This is a genomic window from Neomesorhizobium albiziae (assembly GCF_900114255.1).
Lineage (GTDB): Bacteria > Pseudomonadota > Alphaproteobacteria > Rhizobiales > Rhizobiaceae > Neomesorhizobium > Neomesorhizobium albiziae.
This window is the reverse complement of record NZ_FOSL01000020.1, coordinates 72,178-94,168: the sequence shown is the minus strand read 5'-3', so window position 1 is coordinate 94,168 and position 21,991 is coordinate 72,178. Positions and strand designations below refer to the sequence as shown.

At 63.4% G+C, this 21,991-nt stretch carries 23 protein-coding genes; 16 read left to right on the top strand and 7 right to left on the bottom strand.

The window, feature by feature from the left end; genetic code table 11:
• Window positions 1-258, bottom strand: a 258-nt coding sequence (locus F3H98_RS23835) for a helix-turn-helix domain-containing protein (protein ID WP_149762829.1), incomplete at its 3' end; no start/stop codon positions are given.
• A gap of 322 nt (window positions 259-580) precedes the next feature.
• On the opposite strand from F3H98_RS23835, the gene F3H98_RS23830 reads away from it, so the two are divergent.
• The 3 genes from F3H98_RS23830 (at window position 581) to F3H98_RS23820 (ending at window position 4,025) form a co-directional block, all read left to right on the top strand.
• Window positions 581-1,546 (top strand): L-threonylcarbamoyladenylate synthase, encoded by a 966-nt coding sequence (locus F3H98_RS23830; protein ID WP_149762828.1) that lies wholly within the window; start codon window positions 581-583, stop codon window positions 1,544-1,546.
• A gap of 264 nt (window positions 1,547-1,810) precedes the next feature.
• On the top strand, window positions 1,811-3,232 hold the full coding sequence (locus F3H98_RS23825) for an FAD-binding oxidoreductase (protein ID WP_149762827.1): 1,422 nt from the start codon (window positions 1,811-1,813) through the stop codon (window positions 3,230-3,232).
• 226 nt (window positions 3,233-3,458) lie between these two features.
• Window positions 3,459-4,025: a DUF6101 family protein gene (locus F3H98_RS23820; protein ID WP_149762826.1), complete on the top strand. Its 567-nt coding sequence runs from the start codon at window positions 3,459-3,461 to the stop codon at window positions 4,023-4,025.
• Between the two features lie 240 nt (window positions 4,026-4,265).
• Here the strand turns inward: F3H98_RS23820 and ubiA are convergent, their stop codons facing one another.
• Window positions 4,266-5,249 (bottom strand): 4-hydroxybenzoate octaprenyltransferase, encoded by a 984-nt coding sequence (ubiA, locus tag F3H98_RS23815; RefSeq protein WP_149762825.1) that lies wholly within the window; start codon window positions 5,247-5,249, stop codon window positions 4,266-4,268.
• Window positions 5,250-5,361: 112 nt separating this feature from the next.
• Here ubiA and F3H98_RS23810 point away from each other — a divergent pair, with 112 nt between their 5' ends.
• The 3 genes from F3H98_RS23810 to purD all read left to right on the top strand — a co-directional run bounded on the left by F3H98_RS23810 (window position 5,362) and on the right by purD (window position 7,386).
• Window positions 5,362-5,616, top strand: a complete 255-nt coding sequence (locus tag F3H98_RS23810; protein WP_149762824.1) for a type II toxin-antitoxin system Phd/YefM family antitoxin — start codon at window positions 5,362-5,364, stop codon at window positions 5,614-5,616.
• A complete protein-coding gene (locus F3H98_RS23805; RefSeq protein ID WP_149762823.1) occupies window positions 5,613-5,885 on the top strand; it encodes a Txe/YoeB family addiction module toxin in 273 nt (90 codons plus the stop codon). The genes F3H98_RS23810 and F3H98_RS23805 overlap by 4 nt, the downstream gene beginning before the upstream one ends.
• Before the next feature lie 220 nt (window positions 5,886-6,105).
• Entirely contained in the window at window positions 6,106-7,386 is a 1,281-nt protein-coding gene (gene purD, locus F3H98_RS23800; RefSeq protein WP_149762822.1) for a phosphoribosylamine--glycine ligase, read from the top strand.
• Here purD and F3H98_RS23795 read toward each other — a convergent pair.
• Together F3H98_RS23795 and F3H98_RS23790 are read right to left on the bottom strand one after the other, a co-directional pair.
• Window positions 7,383-8,546, bottom strand: coding sequence for a glycoside hydrolase family 25 protein (locus F3H98_RS23795; RefSeq protein ID WP_149762839.1), 1,164 nt, complete (start codon window positions 8,544-8,546; stop codon window positions 7,383-7,385). The genes purD and F3H98_RS23795 overlap by 4 nt on opposite strands.
• Before the next feature lie 116 nt (window positions 8,547-8,662).
• Window positions 8,663-8,914, bottom strand: a complete 252-nt coding sequence (locus F3H98_RS23790; protein ID WP_149762838.1) for a hypothetical protein — start codon at window positions 8,912-8,914, stop codon at window positions 8,663-8,665.
• A gap of 151 nt (window positions 8,915-9,065) precedes the next feature.
• Here F3H98_RS23790 and F3H98_RS23785 point away from each other — a divergent pair, with 151 nt between their 5' ends.
• The 3 genes from F3H98_RS23785 to F3H98_RS23775 all read left to right on the top strand — a co-directional run bounded on the left by F3H98_RS23785 (window position 9,066) and on the right by F3H98_RS23775 (window position 12,797).
• A complete protein-coding gene (locus F3H98_RS23785; RefSeq protein ID WP_149762821.1) occupies window positions 9,066-10,841 on the top strand; it encodes an acyl-CoA dehydrogenase family protein in 1,776 nt (591 codons plus the stop codon).
• Between the two features lie 19 nt (window positions 10,842-10,860).
• Window positions 10,861-11,616, top strand: a complete 756-nt coding sequence (locus F3H98_RS23780) for a crotonase/enoyl-CoA hydratase family protein (RefSeq protein ID WP_149762820.1) — start codon at window positions 10,861-10,863, stop codon at window positions 11,614-11,616.
• A 206-nt stretch (window positions 11,617-11,822) separates the two neighbouring features.
• A complete protein-coding gene (locus tag F3H98_RS23775; protein WP_149762819.1) occupies window positions 11,823-12,797 on the top strand; it encodes an adenylate/guanylate cyclase domain-containing protein in 975 nt (324 codons plus the stop codon).
• A 29-nt stretch (window positions 12,798-12,826) separates the two neighbouring features.
• Here F3H98_RS23775 and pdxH read toward each other — a convergent pair whose 3' ends face one another.
• A complete protein-coding gene (gene pdxH, locus F3H98_RS23770; RefSeq protein ID WP_149762818.1) occupies window positions 12,827-13,444 on the bottom strand; it encodes a pyridoxamine 5'-phosphate oxidase in 618 nt (205 codons plus the stop codon).
• 42 nt (window positions 13,445-13,486) lie between these two features.
• Here pdxH and F3H98_RS23765 point away from each other — a divergent pair, with 42 nt between their 5' ends.
• Window positions 13,487-13,954 (top strand): RT0821/Lpp0805 family surface protein, encoded by a 468-nt coding sequence (locus tag F3H98_RS23765; protein ID WP_149762817.1) that lies wholly within the window; start codon window positions 13,487-13,489, stop codon window positions 13,952-13,954.
• Window positions 13,955-14,044: 90 nt separating this feature from the next.
• Window positions 14,045-14,974 (top strand): DnaJ C-terminal domain-containing protein, encoded by a 930-nt coding sequence (locus tag F3H98_RS23760; protein ID WP_149762816.1) that lies wholly within the window; start codon window positions 14,045-14,047, stop codon window positions 14,972-14,974.
• A gap of 98 nt (window positions 14,975-15,072) precedes the next feature.
• On the opposite strand, the gene F3H98_RS23755 is transcribed toward F3H98_RS23760, so the two are convergent.
• Complete coding sequence (locus F3H98_RS23755) at window positions 15,073-15,894, bottom strand: methyltransferase domain-containing protein (protein ID WP_149762815.1); 822 nt, start codon at window positions 15,892-15,894, stop codon at window positions 15,073-15,075.
• A gap of 274 nt (window positions 15,895-16,168) precedes the next feature.
• Between F3H98_RS23755 and fabI the strand changes: the two genes are divergently transcribed.
• Together fabI and F3H98_RS23745 are read left to right on the top strand one after the other, a co-directional pair.
• The gene (gene fabI, locus F3H98_RS23750; RefSeq protein ID WP_149762814.1) at window positions 16,169-16,987 is read left to right on the top strand and encodes an enoyl-ACP reductase FabI; all 819 of its coding nucleotides are present in this window, start codon (window positions 16,169-16,171) and stop codon (window positions 16,985-16,987) included.
• A 40-nt stretch (window positions 16,988-17,027) separates the two neighbouring features.
• Entirely contained in the window at window positions 17,028-17,615 is a 588-nt protein-coding gene (locus F3H98_RS23745) for a histidine phosphatase family protein (protein ID WP_149762813.1), read from the top strand.
• Between the two features lie 9 nt (window positions 17,616-17,624).
• On the opposite strand, the gene F3H98_RS23740 is transcribed toward F3H98_RS23745, so the two are convergent.
• Window positions 17,625-17,873, bottom strand: coding sequence for a DUF1344 domain-containing protein (locus tag F3H98_RS23740; protein WP_149762837.1), 249 nt, complete (start codon window positions 17,871-17,873; stop codon window positions 17,625-17,627).
• A gap of 439 nt (window positions 17,874-18,312) precedes the next feature.
• Between F3H98_RS23740 and F3H98_RS23735 the strand changes: the two genes are divergently transcribed.
• From F3H98_RS23735 to ribB, 3 genes are all read left to right on the top strand, one after another.
• A complete protein-coding gene (locus F3H98_RS23735; RefSeq protein WP_149762812.1) occupies window positions 18,313-19,500 on the top strand; it encodes a serine hydrolase domain-containing protein in 1,188 nt (395 codons plus the stop codon).
• Window positions 19,501-19,685: 185 nt separating this feature from the next.
• Complete coding sequence (aroC, locus tag F3H98_RS23730; protein ID WP_149762811.1) at window positions 19,686-20,786, top strand: chorismate synthase; 1,101 nt, start codon at window positions 19,686-19,688, stop codon at window positions 20,784-20,786.
• Between the two features lie 83 nt (window positions 20,787-20,869).
• Entirely contained in the window at window positions 20,870-21,970 is a 1,101-nt protein-coding gene (ribB, locus tag F3H98_RS23725) for a 3,4-dihydroxy-2-butanone-4-phosphate synthase (protein WP_149762810.1), read from the top strand.
• Window positions 21,971-21,991: the final 21 nt, after the last annotated feature.

Below are 21,991 nucleotides of genomic sequence, written 5' to 3'. Positions count from 1 at the left end.
CTTTAATCCATGCAGCGACAAATGCGGCGTCTGATTGATCCGCTCCGCAATGAACGCTCGGTGCGGCTCCAGGATGCGTTTGCGGTGGCCACCCATCTTGCCGGGCGCGACCGAACCACTCGAGCGATAGCGTTGCGACCACTTCACCGCCGACGACACCGCGATGCCGAAACGAGCCGCAACCGAACGGCAACTCTCACCGGCCTCGATCGCCGCCACAACCCGTTCGCGCAAATCGTTGGAAAGAGGTGCTGTCATCGATGCTGGCCTCCTATCCAGCCAGCATCTTGAATCACAAAATCAAACCAACTGGAATCCCTAGCGATTCGGTCAAACTCGGAAACGCTCTAGTGGAACGGGATTGATGCCGGCTTGCGGCAAAGCCTAGCATTTTACCGGTTAAGAATGTGCTGGCGGACCGGGCTTGCGGTGGGCGGCGCGCCTCTGTAGTCACGCTTAGAGCGCCGCGCGTCCCTTTGGACGCGCCAAGGACGCTCTAAGACTTTGAATCTGTGCATCGTGCTTTCCGAAAATCAAACTGATTTTCGGGCCGATGCAGTGGAACCAATGGACCGGCGCGATGGCGGAAATACTCAAGGCGGATAAGGCACTGGAGCGGGCGCTGGCACTGCTCGAGGCAGGCGAGGTCGTCGCCATTCCGACCGAAACCGTCTACGGGCTGGCAGGCGACGCCACCAATGGCGCGGCGGTCGGCCGCATCTTCGAGGCCAAGGGCCGTCCGCGCTTCAACCCGCTGATTGCCCATGTCGCCGACCTCGCCATGGCCGAAAGAATAGCGGCGTTCGATCCGCTGTCGCGAAAACTTGCGGAAAAATTCTGGCCGGGGCCGCTGACGCTGGTGCTGCCGCTGCGCCCGGACGCCTCGATCCACCGGCTGGTGACCGCCGGTCTCGACACGGTGGCGCTGCGCATGCCGAAAGGTTTCGGCGGTGAACTGATCGCCCGGCTCGGCCGCCCGCTGGCCGCACCCAGCGCCAACTCGTCGGGAAAGATCAGCGCGACGACGGCCGAAGCCGTGGCCGCCGACCTCGGGCAAAAGATACCGCTGGTCGTCGATGGCGGGCAAACGCCGGTCGGGCTGGAATCAGTCATCGTCAAGGTGGAGGACAGCAGGTTGAAGCTGCTGAGGCCCGGCGGCATTGCCGCCGACGAGATCGAGGCGGCGGCCGGCGTGCCGCTGGTGCGTGGCCACAACGCGGCAATCGTTGCGCCCGGCATGCTTGCCTCGCATTATGCGCCGGGGGCCGCGGTGCGGCTCAATGCCAGCGATGTCCGCGAGGGCGAGGCGCTGCTGTCTTTCGGGCCAGCGCGCATCGATGCGGCAAACGCGGTCGCCCTGCTCAACCTGTCGGAGGCGGGCGACCTGCGCGAGGCGGCGGCCAATCTCTTCTCGCATCTGCAGGCGCTGGACTGCAGCGGCGCAAAAACCATCGCGGTCGCGCCGATCCCGCACAGGGGGCTGGGCGAGGCGATCAACGACCGGCTGGCGCGGGCGGCAGCGCCCCGTGACATGCCGCTTCCCTGACCCTAGAGACCGCTTGGAAATCCGTGATGGCGGGCTGCAAATGGCAATTTCTGCGCTTCCGGTGCTCACGTACCCAAATGTACGCTGCGCTCCGGTTCTCGAAATCCACCATTTTCGACTCGGCCTGACGGATTTCCAAGCGGTCTCTTAAAGCACGTCGCGAACTTTCAGGTTGGGCTTCCCGTGCTTTATGTCTTTGATTTACGCATGTCGTTATCGCAAAACCGCTGCGCACTTTTGCGCGACATGCTTTAGCATCTGGCCATGGATTCTTCCCTCGACTCCACCCTTCTCGACCGCTTCGCGGCAATCGTCGGCGATCATCATGCGCTGCGCGACGCCGTCGACATCGAACCTTACCTCACGGAGCGGCGTGGGCTGTGGCATGGGCAAACCTGCCTGGTGCTGCGGCCGGGCAGCGTCGGCGAGGTGAGCGCCATCCTCAAACTGGCGACCGAGACGAAAACACCCGTGGTGCCGCAGGGCGGCAATACAGGGCTGGTCGGCGGCCAGGTACCGGACGGCTCCGGCCGCGAAATCGTGCTGTCGCTGTCGCGGTTGAACCGCATCCGCGAGATCGACCCCTTGTCCAACACGCTGACGGCGGAAGCCGGCGTGATCCTCGAAAACCTGCACAGGGCGGCGGACGAGGCCGACCGGCTGTTTCCGCTGTCGCTGGCCTCGCAAGGCTCGGCGCAGATCGGCGGCAACCTGTCCTCCAACGCCGGCGGCACCGGCGTGCTTGCCTACGGCAATGCGCGCGAACTCTGCCTCGGCGTCGAGGTGGTGCTGCCGACCGGCGAAATCTTCGACGATCTGCGCAAGCTGAAGAAGGACAACACCGGCTACGACCTGAAAAACCTGTTCGTCGGCGCCGAAGGCACGCTGGGCGTCATCACCGCCGCGGTGCTGAAGCTTTTCCCGAAGCCGAAGGGCAGGGAGGTGGGATGGGTAGGGATGAACACGCCACAGGATGCGCTCGCGCTGTTCGGCCTCGCTTCCGACCGCGCCGGCAGCGGGCTGACCGCGTTCGAACTGATTTCCGAGACGCTGCTCGGCTTCGCCGAAAGGCACATTCCCGGCACGCAGCGCCCGCTGGCGGACAAATGGCCCTGGTATGTGCTGATGGAGATCTCGTCGGGGCGCTCGGCGGAAGACGCCACGGGGCTCGCCGAGGACATTTTGTCGGCCGGGCTGGAAAGGGAATTTGCGGGCGACGCGGTGATTGCCGCGAGCCTGGCGCAGGGCGCTGCCTTTTGGGCGATCCGCGAGGCGCTGTCGGATGCGCAGCGGCCGGAAGGCGCCTCGATCAAGCACGACATATCGGTGCCTGTCGCCGCCATCCCCGACTTCATCGAACGCGCCGGCAAAGCGGTGGCAGGGGTTTCGCCGGACGCCCGCGTCGCCTGTTTCGGCCACATGGGCGACGGCAACCTGCACTACAACATCTCGCAGCCGGCCGGCGGCGACGCAGAAGCCTTCCTGGCGCTCTATCGCACCATGAACAAGGCGGTGCACGACGTGGTGCGCGCGCTGGGCGGCTCGATCTCTGCCGAGCATGGCATCGGCCAGCTCAAGCGCGACGAATTGCTGACTACTGCCCCGCCTGTCGCAATCGACCTGATGCGGCGGGTGAAGGCGGCCTTCGATCCCGCCGGAATTATGAACCCCGGCAAGGTTATTTGATCGCGACTTCATCTGTCGGGCTTAACCTGTTGTTCAGACAGGTTTCCCGGCCGTTACAGCCGGTCGCATTCCGATAACCATGCAAAAGATCAGCAAAATTTAACCGAACTTCTTAAGCCCGGCGGTAAGGAGCGGGGACTAGCCTTCACGACATAACGAGACCGGAAAACGGTCCGCGAGAAGACCGGGGAAACCGGCTCTCAGGAGAAACAGGAAGGCACCATTGATGAAGACCGGACTGAAGCCAGTCTGGGCGGGCCGCGACATGCGGCTCGACCCGTTCCGCCTGCCCCAGATGGTGAGCTACGCCACCCGCGACGACTATGGCGACGTGACCTTCACGATCGACCAGCGCGGCGCGGTGATCAAGCGCCTGCTGGAGATGAGTGGCCTGCCGGCGACCGTCGTGCTGCCGGCCAAGGCGTTTCGCGGCGTTGCGGCGCGCGCGCTCGAAGACGAATTCGGCACCGTCACGGTGACGCTGGAACTGCTGCACAACGACCCCATGCTTTCGGTGCCGCTGCTTGTGGCGCACGACCTCGAGGACGTCGCCGCCGACTGGCGCGCCTGGGCCGATGCCTACCGGTTGCCAATGCTGCTGATCGAGGCCGACGGCGTTGCCCGCACGCTCGAGGAATCGCTCGGAGCCGCGATCAAGGCCGCCCGCTCCACCGAGCGCCGCAAGGGCCGCGTCTCGACGCAGCGCCGCCCCCGCTTCCTGGCCCGCCGCAAAACCGGCGACCTCGGCCTGAGGTTGGTGATCGACGGCGAGGAGATTATTGCCAGGCAGTAGAAATCCATTCCGGCGGTCATCTGGAGGTGCTTTCTCCGCTTCCGGTGCTCACGGACGATATGTCCGCTAGAGCGGAATGCATTCAAGTTGAACCGGGCATTCCGCTCTATCCGTTTGTTTAGTCGCATTTGTGCGACGCCAGGTGGATTCACCTGGCTGCAAAATGCTCTAGGCTCCGGTTCTCAAAAGCACCACCACCTGACTCGCCGGACTGAATTTCGGCGAACCCGGTGAAGGATCTCACACCATGGGTTTCAGGGCGACCCACAGCCCACCGCCGACCAGCCCCAAAAAGATCAGCCAGCCGACGACGTTGTTGGATTTGAACAGCCGCAAGCACTGGTCGGGATTGTCGATGTCGAGCGTCCGGATCTGCCGCACCATATGGGCGCCGGCGGCGAGCAGCCCGGCCAACGCCGGCATCGGCACCTCGGCGGTGGCATAGGCGCTGGCGAAAAGCATCAGCGCGCCGCCATAGAGGCCGATCAGCCAGATCCTGGTATTGTCGCCGAACAGCCGCGCCGTGGAACGCACGCCGACGATGGCGTCGTCTTCCCGGTCCTGGTGGGCGTAGATGGTGTCGTAGCCGATGACCCACAGGATTGAACCCGCGTAAAGCAGCAGCGCCGGCGCGTCGATGTCGCCGAACGCTGCCGCCCAGCCCATCAGCGCGCCCCAGGAAAACGCAAGCCCCAGAAACAGTTGCGGCCAGTCGGTGATTCTTTTCATGAAGGGGTAGATGGCCACGACCACGAGCGATGCGATGCCGAGGAGGATGGCTAAGCTGTTGAACTGCAAAAGCACCACGAGGCCGGCGAGCGCCTGCAGGATGAGGAAAGCCCAGGCCTGACGGCGGCTGACCTGTCCCGAAGGCAGCGGCCGCGAGCGGGTGCGCTCCACCTTCATGTCGATGTCTTCGTCAGCAATGTCGTTGAAGGTGCAGCCGGCCCCGCGCATGGCGACGGCCCCGATGAAGAAGAGCAGCAGGTGCCAGGGCGAGGGCATGAGCGACATCAGCGTGTCGCCTGCGCGTGCATGGGCGGTGGCGGCCAACGCCGCCGACCACCAGCATGGCCACAGAAGCAACTGCCAGCCGATCGGCCGGTCCCAGCGCGCGAGCTGCGCGTAGGGCCAGAGCACTGTAGGCAAGATGCGATAGACCCAATGGCCGCTCGGTGCATCGGCGACGCGACCCTGACCGCTTCTGGACTGGATAGTTTCCATTGCTGTGGAGTGGCAGGGGATAGAGCGGGCGTCAAGGAGGTTAAACAAGGCGCTTGCTTGCTGATATATGTACAGATATACGTACATTTGATTTGAATCGAAAGGGGAGTCGATGGCTCACGTATCGTTCACCGACCTTCGTAACAATCTTGCCACCCATCTCGACAAGGTCGAGGCGGATCGAACTGAATTGGTGGTAACCCGGCAAAACCATGACCCTGTGGTTATCGTTTCGCTTTCCGAGTGGGAGGGCATGAAAGAAACCCTTCATTTGTTGAGCACTCCGGAAAATGCTCGTCATCTTCGTGAGTCGATTGCACAGGCGAATGCCGGCAAACTTGTTGAGCGCGAGCTCATTGAACCGTGAAGCTGCTGTGGACCGAGCGCGGTTGGAGTGACTACACCTTTTGGCAAAGTGTCGACCTGAAAATGCTGGCGCGCATCAATGAACTGCTGAAGGATATGCAGCGCGGTCCTTTCCAGGGAATTGGCAAACCCGAGCCCTTGCGCGGTGAAATGTCGGGCTGGTGGTCTCGCCGCATCACCCAGGAGCACCGGCTGATCTATCGGGTGTCCGGCAGCGGTGATGCGCAAGCAATCGAAATTGCCGCGTGTCGGTTCCATTACGGCAGGTGACGAACTTTGGGCACGATCGGCGTTGAAACGTCGCTCCGAAAGTCGATCCGCCTTGACCCGCCGCCGCATCGACACTAGAGCCTGCTCCATTCCGACTGGATCGGAATGGGGCTCTATCTCTTTGTTGGAGCATGATCTTTCCCGAAAACCGTTTTCCACTTTTCGGATCATGCTCTAGCGGAGAAGCCTCAATTCGGCGGATCTCGGCGAGGCGTTGCTCATGAATGTTCTTCTCATCGGCTCCGGCGGCCGCGAACATGCGCTGGCCTGGAAGATCGCCGCATCGCCGATGTTGAACAGGCTTTATGCCGCGCCCGGCAACCCGGGCATCGCGCGGGAAGCCGAATGCGTGGCGCTCGACATTGCCGACCATGCGGCGATCATTGCGTTCTGCAAGGACAAGAAAATCGACCTTGTCGTGGTCGGGCCCGAAGCGCCGCTGGTCGCCGGCATCGCCGACGATCTCGCGACCGCCGGCGTCCGCGTCTTCGGCCCGTCGAAGGCGGCGGCACAGCTCGAAGGATCGAAGGGCTTCACCAAGGACCTGTGCGCCCGCCAGAACATCCCGACCGGCGCCTACCGGCGCTTCACCGGCGCGGCGGAGGCCAGGGCCTATGTGAAAACGCAGGGCGCGCCGATCGTCGTCAAGGCCGACGGGCTGGCGGCCGGCAAAGGCGTCACCGTGGCGATGACGGAGGAAGAGGCGCTCAGCGCGATCGACGCCTGTTTCGACGGCGCCTTCGGAGGTGCGGGGGCGGAAGTGGTGGTCGAGGCGTATCTCGAGGGCGAGGAAGCGAGTTTCTTCTGCCTGTGCGACGGCAAGACGGCGCTGCCCTTCGGTACCGCGCAGGACCACAAGCGGGTGGGCGACGGCGACACAGGGCCCAACACCGGCGGCATGGGCGCCTATTCGCCGGCGCCGGTGATGACCGACACTATGGTCGAGCGCACGATGCGCGAGATCATAGAGCCGACCCTGCGCGGCATGGCCGAGATAGGCGCGCCGTTTTCCGGCGTGCTGTTCGCCGGACTGATGATCACCAGGGACGGCCCGCAGCTGATCGAGTTCAACACGCGCTTCGGCGATCCGGAATGCCAGGTGCTGATGATGCGCCTGAAGGAGGATCTGCTGGTCTTGCTGAACGCCTCAGCCGACGGCCAGCTCGCCCATGTCTCGGCGCGCTGGCGCGACGATGCCGCACTGACCGTGGTGATGGCGGCGAAAGGATATCCCGGCACCCCGCAGAAAGGTTCGGTCATTCGCGGCCTGGCTGAAGCCGCCGGGACCGGCGCGGAGATTTTCCATGCGGGCACCGCCATGCGGGGGGATGAGGTGGTGGCCAATGGCGGCCGCGTGCTCAACGTCACGGCCACCGGCAAGACGGTCCGCGAGGCTCAAGCCAACACCTATGCGGCGGTCGACAGGATCGACTGGCCGGATGGTTTCTGCCGCCGCGACATCGGCTGGCGGGCGGTGGAGCGGGAAAAGAGTGGCGGCTAGCGTTCCGTCTTGCCCATCGGAATAGTAGCCGTCGTGGCGGGGTCGATGCCGACAGGCGGCGCATCGCTTGCCCAGGCAAACAGTTGGTCGCGGAAGCCGGTTAAATAGCTGGAGATCGCCTGGAGGAAGGATTGGCCCGCACCCCTGGGCGCGGAACTGTCTGGTATATCCGACACGGGGTGGTCGGCGGCGATCCGCGTGCTTTCGGGTGCCGCGCCGTAGCGGCCGGGATATTGCTGGCCGCCGGCGTGGAAAGCGCCGGCCAGCGCCAGCAGCGCGCTCGCCTTCTCGACGGGTGCAAAGGAAAGGGTGACGTCGCCGGCGAGCCCGGCCTGCCGCGTCACCGGTATCGGCACCGACGCGATCATCTCCACCGGCACGTCGAGCAGTCCGCCGAACGGCCATGCCTCGCGCAACTCGTCGGCGTTCATCGAGGCGACGTTGACGTCGATGTCGTTGGGCGTGCCGGGAACGCGGTAGGGGCAGGCGCGGTCGTTGCAATTGGCCTGCGAGGAAAACTGCCAGAGCGCATAACCCTGCCAATTGCCTTTCGGGAAATGCATGCCGATCTCGGGCTTGTAGCGGGCGTACCAGAGCGGCAGGCGTGACAGAAGCGGATATTTGTCGCGATTGTCGGCGATGTGCTTGGCTGTCGTGCCATTGGTGTAGAGCACGGGAAAGCGGCCGATGCGCCGCTGCACATGGCGGGCGAATTCCTCCGCATCCTCCAGCGACATCCATTGCGTGGGATCGTTCTCCTCGATGTCGAGCGCGACAAGGTCGTCGGGGCCCGGCTCGGCGAAATCGATGAAATTGTTGGCCTGGTCGACCGGGTTGCCGGGCCGCGCCAGATGATAGGCGCCCCATTTCAGGCCAAGCGACTTGGCCACCATCTTGCGCGTCTGGAACAATTCGCGGGCCACGGCGTGACGCCTGAACAAGGCCTTGCACAGCCTGGTTTCGGTTTCATTGCCGGTGCAGGAATAGGGCGGAGGCAGCCCGTCGGAGGCCTTGTTGATGAAGCCGACGATGCGCTTGTCGGTCGAAAGCTTCTGCCAGTCGATGGGATTGTATTCGTAGGCATCGATGACCAGCGCGCGGTCCGAGCGCAGCCATGGTTGCGAAAAATCCGAAGCTTGTGCGGCAAGCGGCACCACCATGCCCAGCGCCGCAGCGAGCGCCAGACTGACAAGATGATGAGACGCCGGACGAGGCAAAACAGAAAACTCCGCGGAACTCGCGGATATCCTGCGGGAACGTGGTTAACGAATTGCTGTCAGTGACGTTCTTCTCGGAGAGAACGAATGGGATCGATGTCGAAAGGATCCGGGGCAGGATGGTCCGGCAAGGTGCCTTCGGCGGCGCGTTTGCGATGGTGAGCGAGGGAACATGCGGGCGAGCACAGAATACCACGGTCGCACCAATAGGCCGGACCGTTGTCGATGTTGCCCTGATGATACCAAAAGGCAGCCGAGCCGAACGGCATTCCGCATTCGATGCAGCGATGTTTTTCCGGCCGTGCCAGCATCATTTTCACTCCTCTTCTGCATTTAGGCTTGAAATCGACCGTCCGCAACGGCAACATCAATCCATTGATTGACGTTTACGTAAAAAGAAACCGATTTGCCGGTCGAGCGTATCGAACCAGCCTGACATGCCGCTTGTAAGAGGAGAGCACCATGTATCGAGCGCCCGTCGACGAGATCGCCTTCACGCTGAAACATGTCGCAGGGCTGCAGGCGGCGATCGATGCGGGTTCGCTCGGCGAATTGTCGGAAGATCTGGTCGACGCCATCCTGCATGAAGCCGGCCGCTTCGCCACCGAGGAAGTGGCGCCGCTGCATGGAATAGGCGATGCGCACGGTGCAGTGCTCAAGGATGCCGCGGTGACGATGCCGCCCGGCTGGAAGGACCTCTATCGCCGCTGGATAGACGGCGGCTGGAACGCGCTGTCCGGGCCGGAAGAATTCGGCGGGCAGGGGCTGCCCACCATGCTGGGCGTCGCCGCCCTCGAAATGTGGAATTCGGGTTCGATGGCCTTCGGCATCGGCCCGACATTGACCATGGGCGCGGTCGAAGCGATCGAAAAACATGCCTCCGAGGCGCTGAAGAAGACATATCTGGAAAAGCTCGTCTCGGGCGAATGGATGGGCACGATGAACCTGACGGAGCCGCAGGCCGGCTCCGACCTGGCGGCGTTGCGGGCGCGCGCCGAACCGGTGGGCGACGGCACCTATCGCGTCTTCGGGCAGAAGATCTTCATCACTTATGGCGAGCACGATTTCACCGACAACATCGTGCATCTGGTACTGGCGCGGCTGCCCGATGCGCCTGCCGGCACCCGCGGCATCTCGCTGTTCCTGGTGCCGAAGTTCTTTGTCGAAGAGGATGGCAGCCTCGGCGCCCGCAACGACGTGTTCTGTTCCTCAATCGAACACAAGCTTGGCATCCACGCCTCGCCGACTTGCACGATGATCTATGGCGACGGTTTTGCCGGCGGTGGGCAGCCGGGCGCGATCGGCTGGCTGATCGGCGAGGAGAACAAGGGCCTGGCCTGCATGTTCACCATGATGAACAACGCACGGCTTGCGGTCGGCATGCAGGGGGTGGCGATCGCCGAGACAGCCACCCAGAAAGCCATTGCCTTCGCCAATGAGCGGCGGCAGGGCAAGGCGACAGGCTATGACGGCGACGGCATGGCGCCGATCGTCCATCATCCCGACGTGCAGCGCAACCTGTTGACCATGAAGGCGCTGACCGCGATCGCGCGGGCGATCGCCTATTCCTGCGCGCATGCCACGGACATGGCGCACGCCGGCGGCGAGGCAGGCAAACACTGGCAGGAGCGGGCCAATCTGCTGACTCCCATCGCAAAAGCGTTCTCCACCGATGTCGGTGTCGAGGTCGCGTCGATGGGCGTGCAGGTTCATGGCGGCATGGGCTTCATCGAGGAGACGGGCGCGGCGAGCCTTTATCGCGACGCCCGCATCGCGCCGATCTATGAAGGCACCAACGGCATCCAGGCGATCGATCTTGTGACGCGCAAGCTGCCGCAAGCTGGCGGTGATCATGTTCTGGGCTACATCGGCGAACTGTCGGAGGTCGTCGACGCCTTGCGCGATTCCAACCTCGACGGGTTCGGGCGCACGGCCGACAATCTGGAAGCCTCGCTCAAGGATTTTCTCGACGCCACCCTGTTCCTGCAGGACCAGGTTTCGGACGGCGGCCTGCAGCAGGCGCTGGCCGGCGCCACGCCCTATCTCAGGCTCTTTGCGCTCGCTGCCGGCGGCGTCTATCTGGCCAAGGGAGCGATTGCCGAAAAATCCGCTGGCCGCATCGCGCTCTGCCGCTTCTTCGCGGAAAACCTCGTTGGCGAAACACGGGCGCTGAAAGAGCGCGTCAGCCTCGGCGCAGAGAGCCTAGCAGCCGCAGCCGCCGCGCTCGTCGCGGCTTGAATGCAGAAGGACCGACAGCTTGACCGACCATATCCTCATCGAACGCAGGGATGCCGCACAGGTCATCCGGATGAACCGGCCCGACAAGAAGAACGCCATTACCCGCGCCATGTACGCGGCTATGGCCGCAGCACTCCGGGAGGGCGACGCGGATGCGGGCGTTCGCGTCAATGTCATCCTCGGCGTGCCTGGGGCTTTTTCCTCCGGCAACGACCTTGCCGACTTCATGGCGATCGCCACCGGCGGCGAGGGCGGCACGGAAGTCTACGATTTCCTGATCGCGCTGGCTGAAGCGAAGAAACCCATCGTGTCCGGCGTCGACGGCATCGCGGTCGGCATCGGCACCACGATCAACCTTCACTGCGACCTGACGTTTGCCACGCCGCGCACCGAATTCAGGACGCCGTTTGTCGATCTTGGGCTGGTGCCGGAAGCAGGTTCCAGCCTTCTCGCACCAGCCGTAATCGGCCGCCAGCAGGCATTCGCTTTGCTGGGGCTCGGTGAAGGTTTTTCGGCCGAGCGTGCAAAGGCCGCAGGGCTGATCTACGACGTGGTCGCCGAGGACGCGCTGGAGGCTGCGGTGTTCGCGGCAGCCGAGGCGATTGCGGCAAGGCCGCCGGAGGCGCTGAAGATCGCCCGCGACCTGATGCTGGGCGACCGCGCGGCACTTGTCGCCCGCATCAAGGAGGAAAGCGCGTATTTCCGCGCCCGGCTGAAGTCCGACGAGGCCCGCAACGCTTTCGTCGCCTTCATGAACCGCAAGAAGGCGGGCTGAAAGGGAGCCCCGCACAAAAATCTGCGTTTGATGGTCTTCCTCAACCTGTTCCCACTCCCCATATGTCCAATCTGGCAACCGTGGGATGAAATTCGCGTGGCTGCGAGGGGGTGAACAGGCGGCGCCGGCGGGTAAGGTCGTCTGGCGTGGCGCGGCCCGCTACGTTAAAAGACGGGTGGCGGAGCACCAATGAGGACCGGAGGACCATGTCGGCCACACGCCGCAAGCTGACCACCATCTTTTCCGCCGACGTGCAGGGCTATTCGCGCCTGATGGAGGCCGACGAGGAGGGCACGCTCGCCACCCTCAAGGATTATCGCGACGCCATGGGCCGGCTGATCGACGGGCATGGCGGCCGGGTCGTCAACACCTGGGGCGACGGGCTGATCGCCGAATTTCCGAGCGTGGTGGAAGCAGTGCGCGCCGCGGTGGATGTGCAGAGCGAACTTGCCCAGCGCAACGAACGCCGTTCCGACGAAGCGCGCATGCTGTTCCGCATCGGCATCAACCTCGGCGACGTGATCGCCGAGGGCGACGATATCTATGGCGATGGCGTCAACATCGCAGCCCGCCTGCAGACTTCCGCCAAGCCCGGCGGCATCGTCATCTCCAACACGGTCTACGATCAGGTCCGCAACAAGGTGGCGGTCGGTTTCGACTTCCTCGGCGAACTCGCGGTGAAGAACATCGACGAAGGCGTGCCGAGTTACGCCGTGCGCATCGGCGCGCAGGAACCCCAATCGCGGCCCGCCGAACAGCGTTTCGGGCGCAATCCAGATCCGGCTGTCGCCGGACGGCCCAAACAGGCTCCCGCAGCCGCAGCGCGCGGGGGAGCCTTCGCTTTCATGACGAAGCCGGTGACCGACCGCAAATTCGGCATCCTGACCGTCGTCATGCTGGGTCTGATCGCCATCAACCTGCTGACCTTCGAAGGAACCTTCTGGGCCGTCTGGCCGCTGCTCGCCTACGGTGTCTTGCGTGGCCTTACCTGGGCCAAGTCCAACGGACGCGTCGATCCGGGCATCGCCACGCTGGGCGTCATCGGGCTAGGCATCGTGGGGATCAATCTTTTGTCCTTCCAGGGCGAGTTCTGGGCCGTCTGGCCGCTGCTGGCCCTGGCCTTTGCGGCAGGCATCCGCTGGGTCACCCGCCCGCGCGCCGACGCAAGCCGCCAGCCCTGAGTGTCGCATGGCTTGCGACTGGCTGTTGATTACGGATACAGCCGGTCTTTCTCCCAGCCGCCGTCGGCGGCCCGGCTGAAGACGATGCGATCGTGTAAGCGGAAGGGCCGGTCGTGCCAGAATTCTATCGACTGCGGCACGATGCGGAAGCCTGACCAATGAGCCGGGCGCGGGATTTCGCCGATGGCATAACGGGCCGTGTATTCGGCGACCGCCTTTTCCAGCGCGAAGCGGCTTTCCAGCGGCCGTGACTGTTTCGACGCCCAGGCGCCGATGCGGCTGCCACGCGGCCGCGTCGCGAAATAGGCGTCGGCCTCGGCGTCGGTGACGATTTCGACCGGTCCGCGCACCCGCACCTGCCGGCGCAGCGACTTCCAGTGGAAACACATCGCCGCCTTCATCGTGGCGAGGATCTCGCGGCCCTTGGCGCTCTCGAAATTGGTGTAGAAGACGAAACCCTGTTCGTCGAAGCCCTTCAGCAGCACCATCCGCACGTCGGGCATGCCGTCGGTATCGACGGTCGCCAGCGCAACGCCGTTCGGATCGTTAGGCTCGCTTTTGGCCGCATCCGCCAGCCATTCCGCAAACAGCCGAAACGGCTCTGCATGTTCTGTAAAGTCACCGCTTGTTAACCCGATTTCATTCATAATTTACACTTCGAAGTGGATTGCATGGCGGGAGATTGCCGATTGTCGCGCGCAGCGCAAGCGTTTGGAATGGGCGATGCGTGGTCCAAGAGGTCGAAATACCCGAAAGCGGCGGTTTTGCTCGCTGCCCTTTTGCAGCTCTCCGCCTGTGCGTCCGGCCTTGATCTCGGCAAGGCCGAGGTCGACAAGACATTCTACACCAGCGCCGTGCCTGCCGATCCGTCCGCTGACGCCATCGACCCTTCGCAGCTCTCCGACGTAGCAACCATCCGCAACGCGATCTCCTCGGCCGATGTCGAAATGGCGGGCGGCAAAGCGCTCGCCTGGGCCAATTCCGACACCGGCTCGCGCGGATCGATCACCGACCTCGTCGAATACAAGGACAACGGCGCGCTGTGCCGGCGCTTCCAGGCGACGCGCGAAAGTTTCGACGGGGTCTCGATGTTCAGCGGCGACGCCTGCCTTGCAACCGCCGGCGCTTGGCGGATGCGTTCTTTCGAGGCACTGTAGGCGCGGGGCAAACCCCTGCGGGCTGGAATCTCTTCCTAACCCAACGCATATATAGGGCGACCATTTTTTCCGCTTTGGCAGTGAGAGTACATGCGCGATCCCTATGACGTTCTTGGCGTGGCCAAAGGCGCGTCGGCGAAAGACATCAAGTCGGCGTTCCGCAAACTGGCCAAGAAATATCACCCTGACCAGAATCCGGACGACCCGAAGGCGAAGGAGTATTTCGCCGCGGCCAACCAGGCTTACGAGATTGTCGGCGACGAAAAAAAACGCGCCGCATTCGACCGCGGCGAGATCGACGGCGAGGGCAAGCAGCGGTTCCAGGGCTTCGAGGGCGCCTCGGGCGGCGCCGATCCTTTTGCCGCGTTCCGCCGCGCCCAGCATGGGCCGGGCGGTTCGCGCTTCGAGTTCCGCTCCTCGGGGCCGGGCGGCGAAGGACTGGGCGACGATCTTTTCAGCCAGATTTTCGGCGATGCCTTCGGCCAGCAGCCGGGCGCCAGGCCGGGAGCCCGCCAGCGCGCCGCAAAGGGCAGCGATCTCAGCGCCACGCTCGATATCAGCGTCGAGGATGCGGCGACCGCCGCCAAGGTGAACGCCATCTTTCCCGGGGGTCGCCGCATAGCGGTGAAGCTTCCGAATTATGTCGAGGAAGGCCAGACCATCCGCCTGAAGGGCCAGGGCGAACAGCTTCTCGGCGGCGAACCCGGCGACGCGCTGGTGACGATCCACATCCGCAAGCATCCACGCTACCGACTCGAAGGGCGCGACCTGCATGCCGACCTCCAGGTTCCGCTGCGCGATGCCGTGCTTGGCGCCAAGGTGGCGGTGGAAACGCCGACCGGCCGCCTCGCAGTCAACGTGCCGGCCTGGTCGAGCTCGGACAAGGTGCTGCGGCTGAAAGGGCGCGGCCTGCCCGTAAAGGCCGGCGGCCACGGCGACCTCTATGCCCATGTCCGCGTCATGCTGCCGGAGGGCGGCGATTCGGAGCTCGAGGCGCTGATGAAAAAGCGCGACGGCTGATCAGGGCGGTATCGAGCCAAATCCGCATGGACTGTGGACTTTGCCCGGCCTGCGCTGGCATCAGGACAGTCAGGACGGACGTGGCTCGGGCCCGCCGATCAGACTGACGACGGTACGCGGCCGACCAGCCGAAAGAACGCGTTCGACGCCACCAGCACATCGGGATCGGAAAGATGGCGCTCAAGTGCCGTCATCGCCTCTTCGAGTTCGTGGCGTTGGATGAAGCCGTCGCCGATCAGCCGGTCGCGGACATTGTTGATGAAATCCCGCAGGATCGGCCGGCGGTCGTGACCCGGTGGATAGACATGCACGACCGCGTCGACCTGTATGTCCTCCACGCCGGCGTCCCGGAAGAGCCGATGCGTGCGCCTTCCAATGAAAAGATCGATCCCTTGCGCGCTCGAATAGGCGATATAGGCTTCTAGGAGGCGAGCCCACTCAGGCAACGGTGGATCATAAATGTGCGAGACAAAGTCCGCCTCGAAACTTGCGACCCAGCCGCCGGGGCGCACCAGCGACACCATCTCGCGGACGATACGCTCAGGCTCGGGCACGTTGACCAGGACGAGCCGCATGTGGGCGCCGTCGAACGATCCGCGCGGCAATCCTGTATCATAGGCGTCGCCTTCGCGGATTTCGACCTGCCCCATCGCGTGGTCCGCCACGAAGCGTCGCGCCAGATCCACGAACTGGGCACTGCGTTCGATGCCCAGAACCGAGCCGGTGGGACCGACGCGTTTGCCCAGGAGTTGCAGCACGCCTCCCGGGCCGCAGCCCAGATCGACGACCTTTTCGCCGGGCCTTATGCCGATCTTTTCGAACTGTGCATCCGAGTCCGGCCCGAGATTGGCGATCTGGCGCTTCAGACGGGCCTCTTCCGCCTGGGAGCGGCCAAGCAAATAGTGATCCTTCGGTGCCATAACGTATCCCTACGATACGAGTGATATTATAGAAGATTCGGATTTTACTTTAGATATTACTATATAATCGCAATGTAAACTTGATAGAAGTTGCGGTCTGGCTTCGTTTCTCAAGCACTTTGCTGAACGGTTCAGGTGACCGTGGCGGATTCACATGTCGTCTTCCCCTGCGATGCGCAAGCCTTCGCGTCGCTCAATCGCCTTCCGCGCTTGAAGCCGGGTTTTGCCTGTGCGATAGGCAGCGCCAAGCAATTTTTCCGCGGAGAAGTCTCACATGGCAGGTGGAAATGGCCTGATGGCCGGAAAGCGCGGCCTTATCCTGGGCGTCGCCAACAATCGGTCGATCGCCTGGGGCATCGCGAAGGCGTGCGCCGACCAGGGCGCCGAACTGGCCCTGACCTATCAGGGCGAGGCGTTCAGGAAGCGTGTCGAGCCGCTTGCAGCTGAGCTTGGCGCGTTCATCGCCGGCCACTGCGACGTCACCGAAGCCGAGACGCTGGATGCGGTGTTCGAGAATGTCGAGAAGAAGTTCGGCAAGCTCGATTTCCTCGTCCATGCCATCGCCTTCTCCGACAAAGAGGAACTCGACGGGCGTTATGTCGAGACGACGCGCGATAACTTCCTGCGCACCATGGACATCTCGGTCTATTCCTTCACCTCCATCGCCAAGCGTGCCGAAAAGCTGATGACCGATGGCGGTTCGCTTTTGACGCTGACCTACTACGGCGCCGAGAAGGTGATGCCGCATTATAACGTCATGGGCGTCGCCAAGGCGGCGCTGGAGGCGAGCGTGCGCTATCTGGCCGTCGATCTCGGCGGCAGCAACATCCGCGTCAACGCGATTTCGGCCGGGCCAATCAAGACCTTGGCCGCGTCGGGCATCGGCGACTTCCGCTACATCCTGCGCTGGAACGAATACAATTCGCCGCTGAAACGCACGGTGTCGGTGGAGGAGGTCGGCGATTCGGCGCTGTATTTCCTGTCGCATCTGTCGCGCGGCGTCACCGGCGAAGTGCATCATGTCGATTCCGGCTATCACGTCGTCGGCATGAAGGCGGTCGACGCGCCGGATATCTCCGTCGTCAAGGACTGACGGTCCTTCCCCCAATTTCGAAAGGCGCAGGTCGGCCGCGATGTATCCGCTTGTCTATTTCCTGCGCCACGGCGAGACCGACTGGAATGCCGAGGGCCGGCTGCAGGGCCAGGCCGACACCGACATCAATGCGCTTGGCCGCGAGCAGGCCACCCGCAACGGCCGTGAACTGGCGAAGCTTCTGGGCAGGGCGGAAGGTTTCGACTTTGTCGCCAGCCCGATGCGGCGAACCCGCGAGACGATGGAGCGGGTGCGCACCGCCATGGGCCTGGACCCCAAGGACTATTGCACCGACGCGCGCTTGATCGAGGTGCATTTCGGCGACTGGCAGGGATCGACCTTCGCCGAGATCGAGGTGGTGGCGCCGGGCTCGACCAAGGCGCGCCGCCGCAACAAGTGGAATTTCCGCCCGCCGGGTGCGGCCGCCGAGAGCTACGAGATGCTGAAGCACCGCGCGATGCCATGGCTGGAAACCCTGACGCGGCAGACGGTCTGCGTCACCCATGGCGGCATCGTACGGGTGCTGTTCCGGACGATCGCAAACATGCCGGAGCGCGAAGCGGCCAACCTGCACGTTCCGCAGGATCGCGTGCTCAGGCTTCGGGATGGGATGCTGGAGTGGCTGTAAGCCCGCAGCTTACTGCGACAGCTCCATGTCGGTGATCAGGTTGTCATCGCCCACCTTGTCGTAGGCGAGGATGATGTCCATGCCCTCCTTGAGGGCTGTGACGTCGAATTCACCGGGCAATTTGTATGATTTGCCGTCATTGAGCGTGATGGTCAGCTTCTCGGCGTCGATCGACTTGATCTGGCCCTCGGCTTCGGCGGCCATGGCGGCACCAGACAGCATCAGCACGGCGGCGGCACCAATCAGTATACGCTTCATCATTCTTTCCTTTTCGCTCCGCTTGGCGGGGGGCACGTTGGACGGGCGGGGTGAATGAAAGAGTAGCACCGCGATTTTGTCAAAACTACAACGACCCTTCCTTCGTCCACGGTTCTCAAGGGCGGATGTGGCTTGGCATAGCGATTTTCCCGACAGCCTGCCCGCGCGGCTGTCACTGTTTCCACCCATCGTCCACCCGATTTGTCACCGTCTCCACCCATCGCGCCGGCTGGTCCAACGGAAGCCCGCGGCTGGTCGGACAAACCCTTGTGGATCGCCGTCTTCCGGCTCTCGTAACGTCACCTTGCTCACCGCATTGCGTGAGTGAACTGGAGGATTGAAAGAAGTGACTGGGTGGAGAAAAGAAACGACGGCCGGCATCGGTTTTGCTAGCGTTTTGGACAAGAGTCGGTGCGGCGCGCTACTGGCGGCAACCTTGATGACGGCCTTGATGACCAACGCGGCGAGCGCAGCTGGCGACAACCCCTATCCGCATGCAGAGGAACCGATAGGCACGGTGGAACAGGTCTATAACGGCGCATTGATGCCGGATCTTGCGGTCAACACCTTCCGCAACATCGACCGTCTGTTCCCGACGCGCACCATCGCGCATGGCGACAAGGTAAGCCCGCTGCCGCAAGCGGCCGAGCCGCTCAAGGAAATCAAATTCAAGGAAGGCGAGAAGAACTACGATCTCTACGACTATGTCGCGCTCAACGGCATCACCGGCCTGCTGGTGCTCAAGGACGGCAAGGTCGCGCTCGAACTCTACCAGCGCGGAAATACCGAAAAGACCCGCTGGATGTCGATGTCGGTCGCCAAGTCGATAACGTCCACGCTGATCGGCGCAGCCATCAAGGATGGCCACATCGGAAGCCTTTCGGACCCGGTGGTGAAATACGTGCCAAGGCTCGCCGGCACCGCCTATGACGGCGTCTCGGTGCGCGACATCCTGATGATGTCGTCGGGCGTGAAGTGGAACGAAACCTATACCGACCCGGCGTCGGACCGCCGCCAGCTCTTGAAGGCGCAGATATCGCAGAAGCCGGGCGCAGCACTCGACGTGATGGCCGCGCTACCGCGGGCAGCCGAGCCCGGCATGGTCAATACCTACAGCACCGGCGAAACGCAGGTAGCCGGCGAGATTGTGCGCGGCGCGGTAGGCAAGCCGGTTGCCGAGTACCTGTCAGAGAAGATCTGGAGCAAGGCAGGCATGGAGGCCGATGCCAACTGGTGGCTCGATTCGCCGGATGGCGGCGAGATCGGCGGCAGCGGCATCAGCGCCACGCTGCGCGACTACGGCCGCTTCGGCCAGTTCTTCCTCGAGGGTGGCGTCATCGACGGCCAGTCGATCCTCCCCGATGGCTGGGTGGCCGAAGCCGGCAGCCCGAAGACGCTGAAGGACGGCAAGCCGCTCGACTACGGCTATATGTGGTGGCCGGCCTGGACCGAAGCCTCGAAGGCCGACGGCGCCTTCAGCGCGATCGGCATCTTTGGCCAGCACATCTACATCAACCCGGCGAAGAAGGTGGTGATCGTGACCTTCGGCGCCCAGTCGAAGCCGACTTCCGCCGCGCCCATCGACGACATGGTCTTCTTCGACGCGGTTTCGGCAGCGGCGAAGTAGGCGCTCCAAGGCCACGCATATCCGGAAGCCCGCCATCAGGCGGGCTTCTTGCTTACGTCGAGCCGTGGTCTTTCCGAAAGCCGATTCCGGTTTCGGGACCATGCGTTTGGTTTGACCCTTGCTGAAAACGTCAATAGAACGCTGCACGAAATCCCGGTGAGACCGGGCGGGGCAGGCATCGCATCATGTCGCATAACACGTTCGGACATCTGTTCCGTGTCACCACCTGGGGCGAGAGCCATGGCGCCGCGCTGGGCTGCGTCGTCGACGGCTGCCCGCCAGGGATCCGCTTCACCCGCGACGACATCCAGGCCGAACTCGACAAGCGCCGTCCCGGCCAGTCGCGTTTCGTGACGCAGCGCCGCGAGCCGGACGAGGTGAAAGTGCTGTCGGGTTTCGTCATGGATGACGACGGCGTCACCATGATCACCACCGGCACGCCGGTCTCGATGCTGATCGAGAATGTCGACCAGCGCTCCAAGGATTATGGCGAGATCGCCCGCCAGTACCGGCCGGGCCACGCCGACTATACCTACGATATGAAATACGGCATCCGCGATCATCGCGGCGGCGGCAGGTCGTCGGCGCGCGAGACTGCGGCGCGCGTTGCCGCTGGCGCGCTGGCGCGCAAGGTGCTGCCCGGCATGACAGTGCGCGGCGCGCTGATCTCGATGGGCGAAAAGTCGATCGACCGCGCCAACTGGGACTGGGATTTCATTGGCGACGCCGAAAACCCGTTCTTCACTCCGGATCGCGCTTCGGTCGCGGTTTTCGCCGATTACCTCGACGGCATCCGCAAGGCGGGTTCCTCTGTCGGAGCGGTGATCGAGATCGTTGCCGAAGGCGTGCCGGCCGGGCTGGGCGCGCCGATCTATGCCAAGCTCGATCAGGACATCGCGTCGAACGTGATGTCGATCAACGCCGTCAAGGGCGTCGAGATCGGCAACGGCTTCGAGGCGGCGAGGATCACCGGCGAACAGAATGCCGACGAAATGCGCATGGGCAATGACGGCAAGCCGATCTTCCTGTCCAACAATGCTGGCGGCATTCTGGGCGGCATCTCGACCGGCCAGGCGGTGATCGCGCGCTTTGCGGTCAAGCCGACCTCGTCAATTTTGACGCCACGCCAGTCGATCGACGTCGACGGCAATAATGTCGACGTGATGACCAAGGGCCGTCATGATCCTTGCGTTGGCATCCGCGCCGTGCCGATCGGCGAGGCGATGGTTGCCTGCGCCATCGCCGACCATTATCTGCGGCACCGGGGACAAACGGGAAGAACTTAGCGAATAGCAAATAGCGAATAGCGCGGATTTCTCTCCTCACCATTCGCTACTCCCTATTCGCTCCAATGAGCGAAGCGAGCATCATGCCCTACGACCAGAAGAAAATCGCCGAAGCCCTGCGCGCATTCGAGGCTGGCGAAATCGTCGTCGTGATGGACGACGACGGCCGCGAGAATGAAGGCGACCTGATCGTCGCCGCCGTTCATTGCACGCCCGAAAAGATGGCATTCATTGTGCGCCATACGTCGGGCATCGTCTGTGCGCCGATGCCGCGCGAGGAGGCCAAGCGCCTCAACCTCGCGCCGATGGTCGCTGACAATGATGCGCCGCACAGCACCGCATTCACCGTCAGCGTCGACTTCAAGCACGGAACCACGACAGGCATTTCGGCCGATGACCGCACGCTGACCGTGCGCAACCTCGCTAACGGCAATGTCGGGGCCTCGGATTTCGTGCGTCCCGGCCATATTTTCCCTCTGGTCGCCCGCGAAGGCGGGGTGCTGATGCGCTCCGGCCATACCGAGGCGGCGGTTGACCTTTGCAAGCTCGCCGGCCTGCCGCCTGTCGGCGTCATCTGCGAACTGGTCAACGACGACGGCTCGGTGATGCGCGGCCCCCAGGTGACGGCATTTGCACAGAAGAACGGGCTCAAGCAGGTGTCGGTCGCCGACCTCATCGCCTACCGCCAGCGCCAGGAAACGCTGATCGAGCGCGTCGAATGTTTCGACATGGATACCCCGGGCGGCAAGGCCAAGGCTTACACCTACACGCTGCCCTGGGACGTGATGCACCACCTGGCCATCGTCTTCGGCGACATCCGCGACGGCGAGGAAGTGCCGGTGAGGCTGCATCAGGAAGATGTCGTCTCCGATGTCTTCGGCACCGAATACCAGTTGCACGACGTGATGAAGACGATGGGCGAGCGCAAGCGCGGTGTCATCGTCTACCTGCGCGAAGGGTCGGTCGGCGTGGCCCATCAGGGCCGCAACCGTCCGGCGCCCGGCGAACGCGAGGACCATGCCGAAGCCCGCCGGCGCGAAAGCGAATGGCGCGAGATCGGCCTCGGAGCGCAGATTCTGAAAGATCTGGGCATTTCGTCGATCAACCTGATCGCCTCGCGTGAGCGCCACTATATCGGCCTCGAAGGCTTCGGAATCCGGATCGCCAGAACCGAAATTCTGTAGGCGAAAGCTAACCGGGAGCCG

Coding starts and splice junctions, on each gene's coding strand:
- F3H98_RS23830 (WP_149762828.1), top strand. CDS start 581: ATGGCGGAAATACTCAAGGCGGATAAGGCACTGGAGCGGGCGCTGGCA.
- F3H98_RS23825 (WP_149762827.1), top strand. CDS start 1,811: ATGGATTCTTCCCTCGACTCCACCCTTCTCGACCGCTTCGCGGCAATC.
- F3H98_RS23820 (WP_149762826.1), top strand. CDS start 3,459: ATGAAGACCGGACTGAAGCCAGTCTGGGCGGGCCGCGACATGCGGCTC.
- ubiA (WP_149762825.1), bottom strand. CDS start 5,249: ATGGAAACTATCCAGTCCAGAAGCGGTCAGGGTCGCGTCGCCGATGCA.
- F3H98_RS23810 (WP_149762824.1), top strand. CDS start 5,362: ATGGCTCACGTATCGTTCACCGACCTTCGTAACAATCTTGCCACCCAT.
- purD (WP_149762822.1), top strand. CDS start 6,106: ATGAATGTTCTTCTCATCGGCTCCGGCGGCCGCGAACATGCGCTGGCC.
- F3H98_RS23795 (WP_149762839.1), bottom strand. CDS start 8,546: ATGGTGGTGCCGCTTGCCGCACAAGCTTCGGATTTTTCGCAACCATGG.
- F3H98_RS23790 (WP_149762838.1), bottom strand. CDS start 8,914: ATGCTGGCACGGCCGGAAAAACATCGCTGCATCGAATGCGGAATGCCG.
- F3H98_RS23785 (WP_149762821.1), top strand. CDS start 9,066: ATGTATCGAGCGCCCGTCGACGAGATCGCCTTCACGCTGAAACATGTC.
- F3H98_RS23775 (WP_149762819.1), top strand. CDS start 11,823: ATGTCGGCCACACGCCGCAAGCTGACCACCATCTTTTCCGCCGACGTG.
- pdxH (WP_149762818.1), bottom strand. CDS start 13,444: ATGAATGAAATCGGGTTAACAAGCGGTGACTTTACAGAACATGCAGAG.
- F3H98_RS23760 (WP_149762816.1), top strand. CDS start 14,045: ATGCGCGATCCCTATGACGTTCTTGGCGTGGCCAAAGGCGCGTCGGCG.
- F3H98_RS23755 (WP_149762815.1), bottom strand. CDS start 15,894: ATGGCACCGAAGGATCACTATTTGCTTGGCCGCTCCCAGGCGGAAGAG.
- fabI (WP_149762814.1), top strand. CDS start 16,169: ATGGCAGGTGGAAATGGCCTGATGGCCGGAAAGCGCGGCCTTATCCTG.
- F3H98_RS23745 (WP_149762813.1), top strand. CDS start 17,028: ATGTATCCGCTTGTCTATTTCCTGCGCCACGGCGAGACCGACTGGAAT.
- F3H98_RS23740 (WP_149762837.1), bottom strand. CDS start 17,873: ATGAAGCGTATACTGATTGGTGCCGCCGCCGTGCTGATGCTGTCTGGT.
- F3H98_RS23735 (WP_149762812.1), top strand. CDS start 18,313: ATGACGGCCTTGATGACCAACGCGGCGAGCGCAGCTGGCGACAACCCC.
- aroC (WP_149762811.1), top strand. CDS start 19,686: ATGTCGCATAACACGTTCGGACATCTGTTCCGTGTCACCACCTGGGGC.
- ribB (WP_149762810.1), top strand. CDS start 20,870: ATGCCCTACGACCAGAAGAAAATCGCCGAAGCCCTGCGCGCATTCGAG.